The organism is Pseudomonas sp. 008 (assembly GCF_016861935.1).
In the GTDB taxonomy this organism is placed as follows: domain Bacteria; phylum Pseudomonadota; class Gammaproteobacteria; order Pseudomonadales; family Pseudomonadaceae; genus Aquipseudomonas.
The window spans coordinates 95854-113828 of sequence record NZ_BOMA01000002.1 but is presented as its reverse complement, the minus strand read 5'-3'; the positions used below and the strand labels follow the sequence as shown (position 1 = coordinate 113828).

Annotated in this window: 17 protein-coding genes; all 17 read right to left on the bottom strand. The window is 62.1% G+C overall.

The features are described from left to right. Nucleotides 1–3: 3 nt before the first annotated feature. Nucleotides 4–873, bottom strand: coding sequence for an urea ABC transporter ATP-binding protein UrtD (gene urtD, locus JUI81_RS05155; RefSeq protein WP_028940146.1), 870 nt, complete (start codon nucleotides 871–873; stop codon nucleotides 4–6). Continuing rightward, on the bottom strand, nucleotides 870–1949 hold the full coding sequence (gene urtC, locus JUI81_RS05150; RefSeq protein ID WP_019582245.1) for an urea ABC transporter permease subunit UrtC: 1080 nt from the start codon (nucleotides 1947–1949) through the stop codon (nucleotides 870–872). Before urtC ends, urtD begins: the two co-directional genes overlap by 4 nt. Continuing rightward, nucleotides 1949–3451 carry an urea ABC transporter permease subunit UrtB gene (gene urtB / locus JUI81_RS05145; RefSeq protein ID WP_204123894.1) on the bottom strand — a complete coding sequence of 501 codons (1503 nt, stop codon included), beginning with the start codon at nucleotides 3449–3451 and terminating at the stop codon, nucleotides 1949–1951. The genes urtC and urtB overlap by 1 nt, the downstream gene beginning before the upstream one ends. 190 nt (nucleotides 3452–3641) lie before the next feature. Next, on the bottom strand, nucleotides 3642–4907 hold the full coding sequence (gene urtA / locus JUI81_RS05140; RefSeq protein WP_019582247.1) for an urea ABC transporter substrate-binding protein: 1266 nt from the start codon (nucleotides 4905–4907) through the stop codon (nucleotides 3642–3644). Nucleotides 4908–5330: 423 nt separating this feature from the next. Beyond that, nucleotides 5331–5693: a DUF6124 family protein gene (locus tag JUI81_RS05135; RefSeq protein ID WP_019582248.1), complete on the bottom strand. Its 363-nt coding sequence runs from the start codon at nucleotides 5691–5693 to the stop codon at nucleotides 5331–5333. A gap of 404 nt (nucleotides 5694–6097) precedes the next feature. Beyond that, a complete protein-coding gene (locus JUI81_RS05130; protein WP_204123893.1) occupies nucleotides 6098–7108 on the bottom strand; it encodes an iron ABC transporter permease in 1011 nt (336 codons plus the stop codon). Then, nucleotides 7105–8052, bottom strand: a complete 948-nt coding sequence (locus tag JUI81_RS05125; RefSeq protein WP_204123892.1) for an ABC transporter substrate-binding protein — start codon at nucleotides 8050–8052, stop codon at nucleotides 7105–7107. The genes JUI81_RS05130 and JUI81_RS05125 overlap by 4 nt, the downstream gene beginning before the upstream one ends. Beyond that, entirely contained in the window at nucleotides 8049–8837 is a 789-nt protein-coding gene (locus tag JUI81_RS05120) for an ABC transporter ATP-binding protein (RefSeq protein WP_019582251.1), read from the bottom strand. Before JUI81_RS05120 ends, JUI81_RS05125 begins: the two co-directional genes overlap by 4 nt. Nucleotides 8838–9068: 231 nt before the next feature. Further along, nucleotides 9069–10448, bottom strand: coding sequence for a PepSY domain-containing protein (locus tag JUI81_RS05115; RefSeq protein WP_204123891.1), 1380 nt, complete (start codon nucleotides 10446–10448; stop codon nucleotides 9069–9071). Between the two features lie 153 nt (nucleotides 10449–10601). Further along, entirely contained in the window at nucleotides 10602–12719 is a 2118-nt protein-coding gene (locus JUI81_RS05110) for a TonB-dependent copper receptor (protein ID WP_204123890.1), read from the bottom strand. Between the two features lie 84 nt (nucleotides 12720–12803). Continuing rightward, nucleotides 12804–13271, bottom strand: a complete 468-nt coding sequence (locus tag JUI81_RS05105) for a DUF2946 domain-containing protein (RefSeq protein ID WP_028940140.1) — start codon at nucleotides 13269–13271, stop codon at nucleotides 12804–12806. Nucleotides 13272–13292: 21 nt separating this feature from the next. After that, nucleotides 13293–13772 (bottom strand): copper chaperone PCu(A)C, encoded by a 480-nt coding sequence (locus JUI81_RS05100; protein ID WP_096481272.1) that lies wholly within the window; start codon nucleotides 13770–13772, stop codon nucleotides 13293–13295. A 48-nt stretch (nucleotides 13773–13820) separates the two neighbouring features. Beyond that, nucleotides 13821–14219, bottom strand: a complete 399-nt coding sequence (locus JUI81_RS05095) for a DUF2946 domain-containing protein (protein WP_028940138.1) — start codon at nucleotides 14217–14219, stop codon at nucleotides 13821–13823. A gap of 48 nt (nucleotides 14220–14267) precedes the next feature. Next, nucleotides 14268–14579 carry a hypothetical protein gene (locus JUI81_RS05090; RefSeq protein WP_018928436.1) on the bottom strand — a complete coding sequence of 104 codons (312 nt, stop codon included), beginning with the start codon at nucleotides 14577–14579 and terminating at the stop codon, nucleotides 14268–14270. Between the two features lie 253 nt (nucleotides 14580–14832). Beyond that, the gene (locus tag JUI81_RS05085) at nucleotides 14833–15555 is read right to left on the bottom strand and encodes a cobalt-precorrin-6A reductase (protein WP_204123889.1); all 723 of its coding nucleotides are present in this window, start codon (nucleotides 15553–15555) and stop codon (nucleotides 14833–14835) included. After that, a complete protein-coding gene (locus tag JUI81_RS05080; RefSeq protein WP_204123888.1) occupies nucleotides 15552–16649 on the bottom strand; it encodes a cobalt-precorrin-5B (C(1))-methyltransferase in 1098 nt (365 codons plus the stop codon). Before JUI81_RS05080 ends, JUI81_RS05085 begins: the two co-directional genes overlap by 4 nt. Then, the gene (locus tag JUI81_RS05075) at nucleotides 16642–17853 is read right to left on the bottom strand and encodes a bifunctional cobalt-precorrin-7 (C(5))-methyltransferase/cobalt-precorrin-6B (C(15))-methyltransferase (protein ID WP_028940134.1); all 1212 of its coding nucleotides are present in this window, start codon (nucleotides 17851–17853) and stop codon (nucleotides 16642–16644) included. The genes JUI81_RS05080 and JUI81_RS05075 overlap by 8 nt, the downstream gene beginning before the upstream one ends. Between the last annotated feature and the right edge of the window lie 122 nt (nucleotides 17854–17975).

The window sequence follows — 17975 nt, the reverse complement described above, 5'->3', positions numbered from 1 at the left end:
TCATCAGCGGCCGAGGTAGACCTCGATCACCCGCTCATTGTCCTGCACCTGCTCCAGCGACCCTTCGGCCAGCACGCTGCCCTGGTGCAACACGGTGACGTGGTCGGCGATCGAGCCGACGAAGCCCATGTCGTGTTCCACCACCATCAGCGAATGCTTGCCGGCCAGGCGCTTGAACAGCTCGGCGGTGAATTCGGTTTCGGCGTCGGTCATGCCCGCCACCGGCTCGTCGAGTAGCAGCAGTTGCGGGTCTTGCATCAGCAGCATGCCGATTTCCAGAAACTGCTTCTGCCCATGGGACAACAATCCTGCCGGGCGATTGACCGAACTGGTCAGGCGAATGGTTTCCAGCACCTCGCTGATGCGATCCCTTTGTTCGCCGCTCAGGCGAGCCCGCAAGCTGGCCCACACCGACTTGTCGGTTTTCTGCGCCAGCTCCAGGTTTTCGAACACGCTCAGGGCTTCGAACACGGTTGGCTTCTGGAACTTGCGACCGATACCGGCCTGGGCGATTTGCACTTCGCTCATCTGCGTCAGGTCCAGGGTTTCACCGAACCAGGCCTTGCCGTGACTGGGGCGGGTCTTGCCGGTGATCACGTCCATCAGCGTGGTCTTGCCCGCGCCGTTGGGGCCGATGATGCAGCGCAATTCGCCAACGCCGATGTACAGGTTCAGATTGTTGAGTGCCTTGAAACCATCGAAGCTGACGCTGATGTCTTCCAGGGTCAGGATGGTGCCGTGGCGCGTATTCAGGCCGGGGCCGACGCGTTGGCCGAGGCCGATGGCATCGCGGCTGCTGCCAGCGTCCTTGTTGGGCTGCGGTGGAAAAAAGGCCGGTTCGAGCATGAATTCCGCAGTCGCTGTGATTCTCATGATTCACCCCTTTTCTTCAGCAGACCGATCACACCCTTAGGCAGATACAACGTCACGACGATGAACAGCGCGCCGAGGAAGAACAGCCAGTATTCCGGAAACGCCACGGTGAACCAGCTCTTCATCCCGTTGACCACACCGGCACCCAGCAGCGGACCGATCAGCGTGCCGCGCCCCCCCAAGGCAACCCAGACCGCCGCTTCGATCGAGTTGGTCGGCGACATTTCGCTCGGGTTGATGATCCCGACTTGCGGCACATACAACGCCCCCGCCAGGCCACACAACACCGCACTCAACACCCAGACAAACAGCTTGAAGCCGCGCGGGTCGTAGCCGCAAAACATCAGGCGGTTCTCGGCATCGCGCAACGCGGTCAACACCCGGCCGAACTTGCTTTGCGCCAGCCGCCAGCCGATGAACAGACTCGCCACCAGCAACAGTACCGTGGCGAAAAACAACACCGCGCGAGTCCCCGGTTCCGTGATGCCAAACCCGAGAATGCTGCGGAAGTTGGTGAAGCCGTTGTTGCCGCCAAACCCGGTTTCGTTGCGGAAAAACAGCAGCATCCCGGCGAAGGTCAGGGCCTGGGTCATGATCGAGAAATACACGCCCTTGATCCGCGAGCGGAAGGCGAAGAAACCGAACACCAGCGCCAGCAATCCCGGCGCCAACACCACCAGGCACATGGCCCAGAGGAAGCTGCTGGTGCCGGTCCAGTACCACGGCAATTCGGTCCACGACAGGAACGTCATGAACGCCGGCAAGCCGTCACCCGAGGCTTGGCGCATCAGGTACATGCCCATCGCATAACCGCCGAGGGCGAAGAACAGACCGTGACCGAGGGACAGGAGGCCGGCGTAGCCCCAGACCAGATCGAGGGCGAGGGCGACGATGGCGTAGCAAAGAATCTTGCCCACCAGTGTCAGCGTGTAGGCCGAGACATGAAACGCACTGTCCGGCGACAACAACGACAGCAATGGCAGCGCCAGTAGCAAAACGAGAATCACCGCGCCAACAGTGATGGTGACTTTGGGGCCGGCTTTTTTTGTCGCGGTAACGAGCAGAGGCTGGTTCATCAGTCGATCACCCGTCCTTTCAGTGCGAAGAGGCCTTGCGGACGTTTCTGGATGAACAGAATGATCAGCGCGAGGATCAGGATTTTGCCGAGTACCGCACCGATCTGCGGTTCGAGAATCTTGTTGGCGATGCCCAGGCCGAATGCGGCCAACACGCTACCGGCCAATTGACCGACACCGCCGAGCACCACCACCAGGAATGAGTCGATGATGTAGCTCTGGCCGAGGTCCGGGCCGACGTTGCCGATCTGGCTGAGCGCCACGCCACCGAGCCCGGCGATGCCCGAGCCTAAGCCGAAGGCGAGCATGTCCACGCGCCCGGTGGGTACGCCGCAGCAGGCGGCCATGTTGCGGTTTTGGGTGACGGCGCGCACGTTCAAGCCAAGGCGCGTCTTGTTCAACAGCAGCCAGGTCAGCACCACCACAAACAAGGCAAACGCGATGATCACGATGCGGTTGTATGGCAGCACCAGGTTGGGCAGCACCTGAATCCCGCCCGACAACCACGCCGGGTTGGCCACTTCGACGTTCTGCGCGCCGAACACCAGCCGCACCAACTGGATCAGCATCAGGCTGATGCCCCACGTGGCGAGCAGGGTTTCCAGCGGGCGGCCGTAGAGGTGGCGAATCACCGTGCGCTCCAGCGCCATGCCGATGGCGGCGGTAACGAAAAACGCCACCGGCAGCGCAATCAGCGGATAGAACTCGATGGCTTGTGGGGCGAAGCGCTGGAACATCAGCTGCACCACGTACGTCGAGTACGCGCCGAGCATCAACATCTCGCCGTGGGCCATGTTGATCACCCCGAGCAGGCCGAAGGTGATCGCCAATCCGAGGGCCGCCAACAGCAGAATCGAACCGAGGGACATGCCACTGAAAGCCTGGCCGAGCATTTCGCCGATCAGCAGTTTGCGTTTGACCTGGGCCAGGCTGGTTTCGGCGGCGGTGCGCACACTGGCGTCGGCTTCAACGCCGGGTTCGAGCAAACCTTCGAGGCGGGTTCGGGCCAGCGGGTCGCCGGTTTCGCCAAGCAAACGCACGGCGGCGAGGCGCACGGTCGGGTCACTGTCGACCAGTTGCAGATTGGCCAACGCCAGGCTCAGGGCGGCGTGAACGGTTTCGTCTTGTTCGTTAGCCAGTTGCTGGTCGAGGAATTTCAACTGCGCCGGTTTGGCGCTTTTCTGCAATTGCTGCGCGGCGGCCAGACGGGTTTTGGCGTCGGCGGCGAGCAATTGGTGGCTGGCCAAAGCGGTGTCGATCAGACCCCGCAGGCGATTGTTCAGGCGCAGGGTTTTCGGTTGGCCATCGATGGTCAGCTCGCCTTGTTGCAGGGCGTTGATCAGTTCGATACGGGCCGGATCGGGCTGCGCGGCCCAGGTTTCCAGAAGCTTGGCTTGCTGCACGGGATTGGCCGCGACGAAGTCTTCGGCGTCGCCGGCGTGGGTGACCATCGGCAGTAACAGTGCGATGGCAAGGATCAAGCGGTAAAAGGCAGTGGGCATGTCAGTGTCCTTGCGCGGACTAAGTGTGGGAGCAAACTGTGTGGCGAGGGAGCTTGCTCCCGCTGGACTACGCAGTAGTCCCTTTTTTTGGGGCCGCTTCGCAGCCCAACGGGGGCAAGCCCCCTCACCACAAAGCCCGCTCACACAGGAATTGTGTCGGGCCTGAGCTCCATGCTCAGGCCCCAGTGGCTCAGTTGCTCTTCACCGCATACTCCGGCTTCTTGTCGTTACCCGGAATGAACGGGCTCCACGGTTGGGCGCGGATTGGCCCTTCGGTCTGCCACACCACGTTGAACTGACCGTCGGCCTGTATCTCGCCGATCATCACTGGCTTGTGCAGGTGATGGTTGGTCTTGTCCATGGTCAGGGTGTAGCCGGACGGTGCAGCAAAGGTCTGGCCGGCCAGGGCTTCGCGGACTTTGTCGACGTCGGTGGACTTGGCCTTCTCGGCGGCTTGCGCCCACATGTGGATGCCGACGTAAGTGGCTTCCATCGGGTCGTTGGTCACCGCTTTGTCGGCGCCCGGCAGGTTGTGTTTCTTGGCGTAGGCTTTCCAGTCGGCGACGAACTTCTTGTTCTGCGGGTTTTCCACCGACTCAAAGTAGTTCCACGCCGCGAGGTTGCCCACCAGCGGTTTGGTGTCGATGCCGCGCAGTTCTTCTTCACCCACGGAGAACGCCACGACCGGTACGTCGGTGGCTTTCAGGCCCTGGTTGGCCAGCTCTTTATAGAACGGCACGTTGGAGTCGCCGTTGACGGTGGAGATGACCGCCGTCTTGCCACCGGCAGAGAATTTTTTGATGCTGGCCACGATGGTCTGGTAATCGCTGTGGCCGAATGGGGTGTAGACCTCTTCGATGTCTTTGTCCGCCACACCTTTGGAGTGCAGGAACGAGCGCAGGATCTTGTTGGTGGTGCGCGGGTAAACGTAGTCGGTGCCGAGCAGGAAGTAGCGCTTGGCGCTGCCGCCTTCTTCGCTCATCAGGTATTCCACTGCCGGAATCGCCTGTTGGTTGGGCGCGGCGCCGGTGTAGAACACGTTCGGCGACATCTCTTCGCCTTCGTATTGCACCGGGTAGAACAGCAGGCCGTTGAGCTCTTCGAACACCGGCAGCACCGATTTGCGCGACACCGAGGTCCAGCAACCGAACACCACCGCCACTTTGTCCTGGGTCAGCAACTGCCGGCCCTTTTCGGCGAACAGCGGCCAGTTCGATGCCGGGTCCACGACCACTGGTTCCAGCATCTTGCCGTTCACGCCACCCTTGGCGTTGATTTCGTCGATGGTCATCAACGCCATGTCTTTGAGCGAGGTTTCGGAGATCGCCATGGTCCCGGACAACGAATGCAGAATACCGACCTTGATGGTCTCGGCGGCCTGGACAGTCCAGGTCATGCCCATCGCGGCAATGCTTGCCGTGAGTGTGAAAGCCTTGATCAAACTGCGACGCTTCATTGTGCGATCTCCATGAACGTTAAAGTTTTTTATGGTTGGCAGATGCGGACGACTGAAGGCTGTTTTGCAAGGGCTGTGCCCGGTCGGGGACGGGCAAGGAAATGTCGTATTAGAGCGGTTGCGGGGTTTGGGTGACGCACCATGAAGGGACGGGGCTGGCGCGTTGGTGCGAGAAGATGCGCCACATTGGGGCGAAGAATTGCCCCAATGCCGGTCAGTTAAGGTAAAGGCGCTGTGAATACAAAACCTGTGGCGAGGGGGCTTGCCCCCGTTGGGTCGCGAAGCGGCCCCAAAACCTGCAACTGCGGTGTATCGGGTGCACCGCGTGCAATGGTTTTACGACTGCTTCGCAGCCGAACGGGGCGATGCGGCGTTCCGACAAGCCCCCTCGCCACAAAGGCTCGTTCCCAAAGAGTGGGGGGGCTATGTCGGGTCGACGTTATCCAGCGCCCGGTTAACCGCCAGTTCCGCCAGCATGATGCTCTGTTGAATCGCCAGCGCCGTGTAGCGCTGCGGGCCGGTCAGGTCGTTGGCGAAGTCGCTGGCCAGGACACTTGCCGTGGCTAACGATTCGTAGGCGTGGGCCAGCAGGCTTTCGGTATCCATATTCGGGGCGACGATGAACATGGTGCTGGGGCGGCGGGGTTTTTCGGTGTAGGGCGCCGGGGGATCGAGGTAATAGTCGAGGGCGCGTTTGATGGCTTCGCGATCCTTGAGTAATTCTTCGTTGCGCGAGGCTTCGGCGTTGGTGGTGTTGAAGGGTGGGTCAGGAATTAATTTGTCCATTGAAAAATTTCTCCAGCGTTGGAGCCTCCACTTGCCGCTTCTCACACGGGAAGAGGTGGCAGCTATGTGCGAGGTGAGAAGACCGGTTATGGACACCCGGCCGGACCGAAGTCCGCCCGCACACAGCCGCCATAACGCATTTGCAGGCAGCTAATAAGCTGGCGGCGATTATGCGTGTACAGACACTGGATGACCATAAGTTGCCGGGCTTCTCACACCCGATCGCTGAGTTGTCAGCGACAGCCAAAGACTAGAGAGCCCGCTTCCGACGGACAACCTGAAAGATGCGTGGGAAAGGTCTGCGTTCTGATACATCCGTTAAACATTCAAAAGCGGAACGCGGAGCGTCCCTGGCGGCATTCCCACGCGGAGCGTGGGAATGATCACCCTGTGGGAGCGGTGAGTCAGCGCCGGCGCATCAGGCCGATGAAGAACAGCCCGCCAATCGCGGCGGTGGCGACGCCGATGGGCAAGTCTTCCGGGGCGATCAAGGTTCGTGCGGCCACGTCGACCCAGACCAGGAACAGGCTGCCCAACAACACGCACACCGGCAACAACCGACGATGCTCGGCACCCACCAACCGTCGTGCAATGTGCGGCACCATCAACCCGACAAAACCAATCGAGCCGCTGATGGACACCAACACCCCGGTCATCAATGAGGCAATCAAAAACACCCGCAGCCGCACGGTGCGGGCATTGAGGCCCAGGGTCACGGCGGTCTGTTCACCGGCCATCAACGCATTCAACGGCCGGGCCATGCCCAGCAACAACACCAACCCGAGCAACACACTCGCGGCGGGCACGGCGAGCAATTCCCAACGCGCCAGCCCGAGGCCACCGAGCATCCAGAACATCACCGCCGAACTGGCGCGATGGTCACCGAGAAACAGCAGCAGGTTGGCAATCGCCATCATCACGAACGACACCGCGACACCGCACAGCAGCAGCCGATCACTGTCCAGCCGCCCATGACGGTTGGCGATCATCAGCACGACCAGCATGCTCAGCAGCGCGCCGATGAACGCCGCGATGGGCAAGGTCAGCAGGCCGACGATCTCACCGACATGCAGCACCACAATCACCGCGCCGAGGGTCGCGCCGGAGGTCACGCCCAACAAGTGCGGATCGGCCAATGGATTGCGCGTCACCGCTTGCAGCACCGCGCCGATCAACGCCAGGCCGGCGCCCACCAGCGCGCCGAGCAACATGCGCGGCACGCGGATCAGCCAGACGATGTGTTCCTGCCCGGCCGTCCAGCTCTGCTCGCCAACACCGAACGCCTTGTGCAGCAGAATCCGCCACACCACGTCCACCGGCACCCGCGCCGGGCCAAAACCCAGCGACACCACACACGACATCAGCAACAGCACGCCGAGGCCGATCAGCAACAAGGCATAGCGACGGTCGATCATTCGCCGTGGAAACCCTTGGCCAGGGTTTCGACCGCCAGCACGTTGTCGATCCCCGGCGTGGCTTGCACGTACGGAATGACGATGAAGCGCTGGTTTTTGATCGCGTCCACCGATTGCAGGGCCTGGTTGTTCAGTAAAAACTGCTCCTTCTGTTCAGCGGTGACTTCGCCGTAGTCGACGATCACGATCACCTGCGGATTGCGCTCGACCACGTTCTCCCAGTTGACCCGGGTCCAGCTCGCCTCGACGTCGTCGAGAATGTTGCGCCCGCCGGCCGCGTCAATCAGCGCCTGCGGCATGCCCAGGCGTCCGGAGGTCATGGCCCGGTCTTCACCGCTGTCGTAGAGAAATACCCGAGGCTTGTCCGCTGGCAGATCCTGGCGCACCTCGGCGACTTGCGCCTGCATCTGGGCGATCACAGCGTTGGCGCGGTCTTGCACGTCGAAGATTTTGCCGAGGTTGCGCAGGTCGTTGTAGGTGTCTTCCAGGCTCGCGGGTGGGCGCTTCATCACGAACGCGCAGGACTCGGTGAGTTCGTAGACATTGATGCCCAGCGGTTGCAGGGTTTGCGGCGTGAGGTCACCACCGACGCGCATGCCGTAATCCCAACCGGCGAAGAAGAAATCGACGTTGGCGTTGAGCAGGGTTTCCACCGACGGGTACTTGGCCGCCAGTTCCGGTAAACCGTCGAGGATGGTCTGCATTTGGGGCGTCACCGATTTCCATCCGGTCACGCCGCTGTAGCCGGCCATCCTGGGTTTGAGACCGAGGGCGAGCATCATCTGGGTCATGTTGATGTCGTGGCTGACCGCGTGTTTCGGCGCTTGCTTGAAGGTCACTGCGCGGTTGCAGCTCTGGACAGTCAGCGGGTATTTCGTGGCCTCGGCGAAGGCATGGGCACTGCCCAGCAACAACGCGACGCAAAGCAGGGAACGCAATGTCATGGTTGGGTTATCCAGGTGATTCGTGGGTAGCCGTGCAAGGGATGGTCATCGATCAGAGCGTCGACGCCGAACACGTTGTGCAAAAGGTGTGTGGTCAGGACTTCTTTGGGGGTGCCACTGGCGACGATGCGACCGTGATGGATCACGTACAGCCGATCGCAGAAGGCCGCCGCCAGATTGAGGTCGTGGATGCTCGCCAGCGTGCCGATCTGCAGGCGTTTGACCAGTTGCAGCAGTTCCAGTTGATAGCGCGGGTCGAGGTGGTTGGTCGGCTCATCGAGGATCAGCAATTGCGGTTGCTGGGCCAGGGCGCGGGCGAGGATCACGCGCTGCTTTTCACCGCCGGACAGGGTGGCGAAGGCGTGGTCTTCGAAGCCCTTGAGGCCGACCGATTCGAGGGCTTGGGTTGCGAGCTTCCGGTCTTCGAGAGTATCGCCATCGAACAGACCTTTGTGCGGCGTGCGGCCCATGGCGACCACTTCATCGACGGTCAGACCGAAGGCGTCGGGAAACTCCTGCAACACCACCGCGATGCGTTGCGCGCACCAGCGGGAGGATTGCTTCCAGACGTTGTGATGGTCGAGCTTGACCTCGCCACTCTCGGGTTTGCTGAAGCGATAGGCGCACCGCAGCAGGCTGGTCTTGCCGCTGCCGTTAGGGCCGATCAACCCGACGAACTCACCGGCAGCCACGTGCAAGGAGGCGTCACGCAGCTGGAACTGGTGATGGCAGTGGCCGTGGCCCAGGGGTGTCCAGGCGAGGTTGGTGAGGTTCAGCGAGGTCATTTCATTCCTGATGATCGTTCAAGCCAGCACACAGAACTGTGGCGAGGGGGCTTGCCCCCGTTGGGTTGCGCAGCGACCCCAAACCTGACACCGCAGTTTCTCCGGGTTTACTGCGTTGTCGGGTTTTACGACTGCTGCGCAGCCGAACGGGGGCAAGCCCCCTCGCCACGCCAAGGATTCAATGCTGGCCCGCATTGTATTGGCTTTACGCGTACGCGTATCTCGCCTGTTTCATGATGAAGGTGAGGTGGATTCAATTTGCCGGCCCAGGCGTGACAGCAGCCCCCAATCCAATAGCCACACGACAACCAGCGAAGCCCCCACCAACGGAAACATCACCGCCAGGGCGAACATGATGACCATTGCGGTTTTCCATTTCGGCAGGTCGTGACGCAACGGTGGCACACCGAACTTGCCCTGTGGCCGACGCTTCCACCAGATCACCACGCCGCTGACGGCGCTGAGCAAAATCATCAGGCAGATCAGCAGCACGATGATCTGATTGAACGGGCCGAACATCTTGCCTTCGTGCAGCATCACGCCGACTTCCGTGGCGCGGGCGACGTTGCTGTAATGCTGCCAGCGCACGTCGGCGAGGACGTCGCCGGTGTACTGGTCGACGTGCAGGGTAGCGTCGTTGCGCGGATCGTCGGCGAACACCGCGATGGTGAACACACCGGTGGCGGTGGTCGGGAAGGTGATGCTGTAGCCGGGCTCGACCTTGCGCTGCACAGCGATGTTTTGTACGTCTTGCAGGCTGATGGTCGGCGCCGCCGGGCCGGCTTGCGTGCTGGCGTGAGCCATGTGTTCGGCATGGTCGCCAGACATTGGCATCGGCGTGTTTTCCATGGCCCACGGCACGGTCTGGCGCGTGGCGCTGTTGAGGCTGCGGGCCTCGACGTCGGACTTGGGCACGTCATTCCACATGGCGACCGGAAAGCGGTTCCAGAGGTCGGCGTATTGCTTGCCCCAGAAGCCGGTCCAGGTCATGCCGCTGAGCAGCATCACCAGCAAAAACGCCGCGCCCCAGAAGCCAGTCACTGCGTGCAGATCACGCCACAGCACGCGGCCGCGACTGTTCAAGCGCGGCCAGAGAATGCCGGCGCGCTGGCCACGCGGCCACCACAAAAATACCCCGGAGACCACCAACACCACACCCCAACCGGCGGCCAGCTCCACCAGCCGATCACCGACGGTGCCGATCATCAACTCGCCGTGAATCGAGCGTGCGAGCGCCTGCAGATTGTTCTTCGCATCCTGCTCGCCGAGGATGTCGCCGTGGTACGGATCGATGAACACGTTCAGTTCATGACCTTCATTGATCACCACAAATTGCGCGCTGCGTTCAGCGTTGACCGGCGGCAGGTATTGTTTGATCCGGGCTTGTGGATACGCCTCTTTCACCCGTTTGAGCAGGTCGTCGGCGGCCACGGTGTGATGACCGGCCGGGATGTTCATCAGGCTGCCGTACATCAATGGATCGAGTTGCGGTTTGAACAGGTAGACGATGCCGGTCAGGGCCAGCATCACCATGAACGGCGCGACGAACAGGCCGGCGTAGAAATGCCAACGCCAGGCCAGGTTGTAGAAATTCGGTTTGGGCTGTTTCACTTCGAGTGCTCCGCTAGGCTTGGATCTTTTGTCATTGTCTGGTGACTGCTGCGCAGTCGTTCGCGGGCAAGCCTCGCTCCTACAGGTTCAGGTTGTTCGCAATAACCACATCCGACACAAACCCTGTAGGAGCGAGGCTCGCCCGCGATGCTCTTAGAAGCTCATGTCGACCTTGGTCCAGAGCGTGCGCCCTGGTTCGTTGATGGCCTGCGGATCATTGGCCGGGAAGCCGAAACCGGCGTTGCCGGCCAGGTTCAGGTGTTCGGCGTAGGCCTTGCCGAACAAGTTGTCGACGCCGCTGCTGACCTTCCAGTTCTTGTTGATCCGGTACGCGCCGTTGAGCGAGAACACGCCGAACCCCGAGCTTTTGTCGAAGTCTTTGCCGACCACGTTGCCCTTGTTCTGGTCGATGCGGTTTTGCGCCGCGACCACCCGCCACAAGGCGCCGGCGCTCCAGTTGTCTTCGCTGTAGGTCAGGCCGAAACGGGCGTCCAGCGGTGGCATTTGCGGCAAGGCAGTGCCGTCGCTGCTGTTCTTGCCCCAGGCGTAGGCCAGCGTCGCATCGGCTTTCCAGTTGGCCGTCAGCTTGTAGGCCGCGCCGAGTTCGCCGCCCATGATTCGCGCGTCGATGTTCTCGGCTTGCGAGGTCATGCCCATCATCCCCGGCGTGTAGTTGAACAGGATGTAGTCACGCACCTGCCCGACATAACCCGAGGCCCAGGCTTCGAGGTCGGCGGTCTTGTATTGCAGGCCGAAGTCGAGCTGGGTGGTTTTCTCCGGCTTGATCGCGTCGAACGCATTCACCGAACCGGCAGGGCCGGACTTGGGTGAAAACAGCTCCCAGTAATCCGGGAAACGCTGGGCATGACCGAGGCCCGCATACAGCGTGGTCGGGCTGTCGGCCAGATCATGCTCGTAACGCACGAAACCGCTGGGCAGGGTATCGGCGCGGGTGTCATCGGCGGTCGGGTTGGGGCGGGCCATCATCCCGGAGCCGATGGTCTGCCGATAATCCTTGGCCGAAGCACGGTCCAGTCGTGCGCCGGTGATCAGTCGATCACGGTCGGCGGCGTACCAAGTCAGTTCGCTGAACACGCCGTAGTTGTGGAAGTCGGCGTCCTTGTTGCGGGGCACATCCTTGTAGGTGTCGACGCCCATGGCGCTGCGTTGGCGGTGCTCGTTGGTCTGCGCATCCAGGCCACTGATCAATTGCACATCGGCCCAGCGCCAGGTGGCTTTGATCCGCGCGCCGAGGGTTCGGCGGTCGACGTTGGAAGCCATCGGGCCGGCCATCATCCCGGTGCCGGACGGCGTGCGCAGGGTGTAGTTGTCCATCACATGGTCGGCGTAGTTGTAGTAGACCTGCGCCTCGACCTTATCCAGCACCTCACCGATGTTCGACTGCTCGAAGCGCAGGCCCAGGCTTTCGCGCAAGAACTGTGAACCGTCCATGCCGCGCCCGGCGTAACGGGCTTCGCCGTCGCCCTTGCCGGCAGTCAATTCCAGCAGGGTGTCGGCGTTCGGCGTCCAGCCCAGCGCTACATCACCGTTCCATTTGTCGTAGCGCGAGGGCACGGTGTCGTTGTTGCCGTCCTTGTAGTCATCGGAATGCGCGGTGTTGCCGATCACGCGCACGTAACCCAGCGGCCCGCCAGCGGCGGCGTCCAGCACTTTGTCGAAGCGACCGTTGGAGCCGGCCAATACGCTGGCATTCACCCGGGTGCCGAGTTCGCCGAAGCTTTCCGGCTCCCGGTCGAACAGGATGGTGCCGGCTGATGCGCCGGGGCCCCAGAGCACGGTTTGCGGGCCTTTGATCACGGTGAGTTTGTCGTAGGTTTCCGGTGAGATGTACGAGGTCGGCGCGTCCATCCGGCCGGGGCAGGCGCCGAGCATCATGCTGCCGTTGGTGAGGATATTCAGGCGCGAACCGAACATGCCGCGCAGCACCGGGTCGCCGTTGGTGCCGCCGTTGCGCACTAGGGCGAAGCCGGGGATGGTCTTCAGATAATCACCACCGTCGCTGGCCGGCACCGGTTGGCGCGGGTCCTTGGGGTTGGTGACGACGGTCAGCGGCGAGCTCGGCGCGATGGCGGTGATTACCGTCGGGCTCAGTTCTTCGGTGTGGCCGGCGTGTTCGTCGGCCAGCACCATTGGCGTCAGCAACAAGCCGCAAAGGGCGGCGGTGGCCTGTCTGAAACGAACGCGAGATTGGTTCAGGGCAAAAAAAGCCTGGGCAGCGCCCAAACGTGTGTCAGCAGAAAACCTGGACATGACAATTTCCATCGAACAGTCGTAAACGACACGGCCGGCAGCCTGCGGCTGTCTTCTAAACCGTGTGAGATCAGAGGTGGGTGTTTACGCGACGATGGGCGGGGCGCGGGTGCGGGCGCCGGGGAAGAAGGTTTGCCGGGCGTGGCCCAGGCGGGTGGCGGGTGTGGTGAAGGTGGTGGCGGGCGGGGTGTCGAACGCGGTGAATGAAGCGCCACCGGTGAGTGCCGGGCAATTGAACAGCAGGCTGCAATAGCCGCATTTTTCCCACAGCGCGTGATGCTCGGCTGTCGGCCGGCAGTGTTCGGCAACCGGTTGTGCGTCGTGGTCGGCGTGCTCCATCGCCGACATGTCCGAGCCCATGTCCATCGACATGTTCATGGACATGCCTATCGCCATGCTCGAAGCAGCCGCGCGCGAATCCATCGGCATCGACTGAGAAATCAGCGGGCCGATAAAGATCATCAGCATGGCGAACAGGCTGATCCAGCTGCCGCGGGTCAGGCTCATTGGCTGACGGCGGCGCGCGGATGACCTGGCGCTATGCGGGCGCATAGGCGTTTTCAACGGGGGCGATTACTGGGCGTGCATGTGCGCTTGCATGCTGTCCGGCGCCTTTTTCTGCACCGAGACCTCGACCGTTACATCACCGGACTTCTCAAAGTGCAGGGTCAGCGGGAAGCGTTTGCCGTCGCTCAACAGGCTGCGGTCTCTGAGCTCCAGCAGCATCACGTGGTACGCCATCGGCGCGAAGGTGACTTCGCCGCCAGCCGGGATTTCGACGTCGGGCACTTGCTGCATTTTCATCAGATCGTTTTGCATCACATGTTCGTGCAACTCGGCCTTGCCGGATATCGGCGAGCCGACGCTGAGCAGCCGATCAGCGGTTTTGCCGCTGTTGTGAATCACGAAATATGCCGCGACGGTGGGCGCGTTGGGCGGCAACTCCTGCGACCACGGATGGGCGATCTCAAGTTCGCCAACCTTGTATTCGTGGGCATTGGCAAAACAGGCAGGCAGCAGCAACACAGCCAGGACGATGAGTTTGTTCAACATGGCAGTTCTCCAGAACGATTCAAAACGCAGGTCAATTGCGAGAAGGAATCACACCAGAGGGGACGCGCGGGGGTTGAGGCTGGGCCATTGCTGGCGCGGTGTCGGTGTGTCAAGCGTGGCAGGCGGCACGCTTCGATTGGCCTCGAATCGCGCGTAATACAACTGCGGCGTATGCCCCGGCAACGCCACCAACGGCGCGGAGCCCGAGCAACACCAGCAATGCTGCATGTTGGAATGATCGTCATTCTGCGGCGCTTTCTGCTCGATGTCGCCCAGGGAAATCGCCACCAGCTTCGTGCCGCTGGAAGAGCAGAAGCTACCCCACAGCAACTGTTCGGTCGGCGATTTCGCCGTTTGCGCCATCGCTCCGGACATCGGCATGGCGAGCATGTTGAACAGCACTGCAAAGCAGGCGATCCAGGCAAATGCGAGCCGTTGTCGGGACATGGGACAGATCCGTTTGAGTGGGCGATCAGGCGCGGCTATTTAGCCTGATCAGGGGCGATAAGTAAAAAGACCGCGTGCGGTGTGGTGTCGCAGCGAGTCAGTCAGCATATCGAGCAGCCGGCGTGCAAGCTCAGCCTCGCCGTTTTGAAAGAGTGTAGCGACTTCGACTCTTAATGCCTGAGCGAATTGAGGGTCACTTTGGATTCTTGCCCGGATTGTGTGTTTGACATCTCTGAGCGCTACACGATTGAAGCTTCCATCGCCTGGGTCTTCCTCTTCGCAGGCCTTGATGTAGTGCCACATATCGGCAGACGTCAGGAGAAACTCAGTGATATCGAAGCGAGTGAATTTTTCAGTCATCCGCCATTTCCCGTTACATGGGTGGGGCTTGAAATATGGGGGTTGGGTTGTGAGCCCACAAGTCAGTCGATTTGGATGATGTTGTGCGTTAGGTCCGATGGATATGTAGGGGATTGCGCATTTTCTGTAGCAGCTGCCGAAGGCTGCGTTCGGCTGCGTAGCGGTCGTGATCCCATGCGCCGCAGTCAACCTGGCAGACCGTGGTGTTTGATTTTACGACTGCTGCGCAGCCGAACGCAGGCTTCGCCAGCTGCTACCAGTTTTGTGTGAGGGCCGTTAAAACCTCAGTCACCGCCCCAAACTCCCGCTCAACCCCCGGCAACACCGGCCGCTTCAACACCAGCACCGGCACTCCACGTTCCCGCGCCACTTCCAGCTTCGGCTCGGTGGCGGTGCTGCCACTGTTCTTGCTGATCAGCACATCGATCTGCCGCCGCTCGAACAACGCGCGTTCATCCTCGATCAGAAACGGCCCACGGGCGCCGATCACTTCGCAGCGCGCGTTGCCCGGATAAACGTCCAGTGCACGCAACGTCCAGAATTGCTCCGGCGGGATTTCGTGCAGGTGCTGCAATGGCTCGCGACCGAGGGTGAACAGCGGTCGGCGAAAGGGTTTCAGCGCTTCGATCAGCTCGCCCCAGTCGCTGACTTCGCGCCAGTCATCTGCGACTTGTGGCTGCCAGGCCGGACGGCGCAAGGCCCAGCAGGCAATGCCGCTCAACTTCGCGGCGGTGGCGGCGTTGTGGCTGATGCGGGCCGCGTAGGGGTGGGTCGCGTCCAGCAGCAGGTCAATACCTTCATCGCGGATGAACTGCGCCAGACCTTCGGCGCCGCCATAGCCGCCAACGCGGACCTGACAGTTCAGATCCGTCGGCACACGACCGACGCCAGCCAGGCTGTAGATGTGCTCCGGCCCCAGGGTTCGGGCGATGGCCAATGCCTCAGTGACACCGCCGAGCAACAACACGCGCTTCATTGAAAAACTCCCGCATGGCCGACAATCCCGCCCTGGCGATCGATGGCGAACACTTCGACCTGAACCTGCGCCGGCACCACGCTGCGGGCAAAGTCGAGGGCGTGCTGGCACACTGCGTCGCCAAGGGCGATCCCGGCGGCGCTGGCCATGGCCAAGGCTTGCTGACTGGTATTGGCGTCGCGGATCGCCTGTTGCAACGCCGCATTGGCACCGACCGCCGCGGCCCATTCGGCCAGTTGCGGCAGGTCGATGCTTGAATGCCGACTGTGCAAATCCATGTGCCCGGCCGCCAGTTTGCTGATCTTTCCGAAGCCGCCGCACAGGCTGAGTTTTTCCACAGGTACTTTACGCAAGTGCTTGAGCACCGCGCCGACGAAGTCGCCCATTTCGATCAGGGCGATTTCCGGCAAGTCGTAGACCCGGCGCATGGTGTCTTCGCTGGCGTTGCCAGTGCACGCGGCGATGTGCAGGTAACCGTTGGTTTTGGCGACGTCGATGCCCTGGTGGATCGAGGCAATGTAGGCGGCGCAGGAGAATGGCCGGACGATGCCGCTGGTGCCGAGGATCGACAAGCCGCCGAGAATGCCCAGCCGCGGGTTCATGGTCTTCAGCGCCAGGGCTTCGCCGTCCTCGACGTTTACCGTGACCTCGAAGCCGCCCTGGTAATTCAGTTCCTCGGCCAGCAACGTCAGGTGATCAGTGATCATCTTGCGCGGCACTGGGTTGATCGCCGGTTCGCCGACGTTCAGCACCAGCCCTGGCCGGGTGACGGTGCCGACGCCACGGCCGGCGCTGAAGCGGATACCCGATTCGCTGTGCAAGCGCACCAGGGAAAACAGCAGGGCGCCGTGGGTCACGTCCGGGTCGTCGCCGGCGTCCTTGATCGTTCCGGCTTCGGCGCCGTCGTCCGTCAGCCGACAGAATTCCAGGCGCATTTGCACCCGTTTGCCTTTGGGCAGAATGATCTCGACGGCGTCCGCTTCCACGCCGCCGAGCAGCAGGCGGGCGGCCGCGAGGCTGGTGGCGGTGGCGCAGCTGCCGGTGGTCAGGCCGCTGCGCAGCGGGGCGGGTTGTTCGGCGGTTTCGTCACGCATCGAGGGGTTTCGTCACGTCCAGCAAGGTAATCGGCAGCGCCTGACGCCAGGTATCGAACTCGCCCAACGGTTGCGCCTGGGCGACGTGAATGCGGGTCAGCTCACCACCATGCCGTTCACGCCAGGCCATCAAGGTCACTTCGCTTTGCAGTGTCACAGCGTTGGCGATCAACCGGCCGCCGGGTTTGAGTTGCGCCCAGCAGGTGTCGAGTACGCCTTCACGAGTGACGCCACCGCCGATGAAAATCGCGTCCGGGCGTTCGAGTCCGCTCAGGGCTTGCGGCGCACTGCCGCGAATCAATTGCAGGCCGGGAACGCCCAGGGCATCGCGGTTGTGTTCAATCAACGCCTGCCGTCCCTCATCCGCTTCGATGGCCAGCGCCCGGCAACTCGGGTGAGCGCGCATCCATTCGATGCCGATCGAGCCGCTGCCGGCGCCGACGTCCCACAGCAGTTCGCCGGGGATCGGGGCGAGGCGCGCAAGGGTGATGGCGCGCACGTCGCGTTTGGTCAGTTGGCCGTCGTGCTGGAAGGCTGAGTCTGGCAGGCCGGCCAGGCGCGACAGGCGCGGTGTGTTGGGTTCAGCGATGCATTCGATGGCGATCAGGTTCAGATCGGCGATCGCCGGGTCGCTCCAGTCGTTGGCAGCGCCCTCGATGCGCCGTTCGGCTTCGCCACCCAGATGTTCCAGCACGGTCAGGCGACTCGGCCCGAAACCGCGCTCACGCAGCAGCGCCGCAATGGCCGCTGGACTCTGGCCGTCGTTGCTCAGCACCAGCAAACGCACACCACTGAACAAATGAGCGTTGAGCGCGGCGACGGGACGGGCGACCACCGACAGCGTCACCACATCCTGCAACGGCCAGCCCAGGCGAGCGGCCGCCAGTGACACGGAAGATGGGGCGGGCAGGATCAGCATTTCTGCGCCGGGCAGTTGCCGCGCCAGGCTGGCACCGACGCCAAAGAACATCGGGTCGCCGCTGGCCAGCACGCAAACCGGCTCGCCCCGCAGCGCCAATAGGGGTTCAAGGGAGAATGGACTGGGCCAGAGCTGGCGCTCGCCGCGAATGCACACGGGCAACAAATCCAGTTGCCGTTGGCCGCCGAATATCCGCGAAGCGCCCAGCAGGGCGCGACGGGCGTTCTTGCCCAGCCCCTTGAAGCCGTCTTCACCGATACCTACTACTGTCAGCCAGGGCGACATCTGCAGTCCTCAAAAAATGCCTCAAACGGGGTGTTCCGACGGGCAGGCTTTTCATGCCGTCGGACAAAGCAGGCATAATACCGCGCCTTCGCCCGCGAAGCGCCTTTCCCACACAGCCGGTC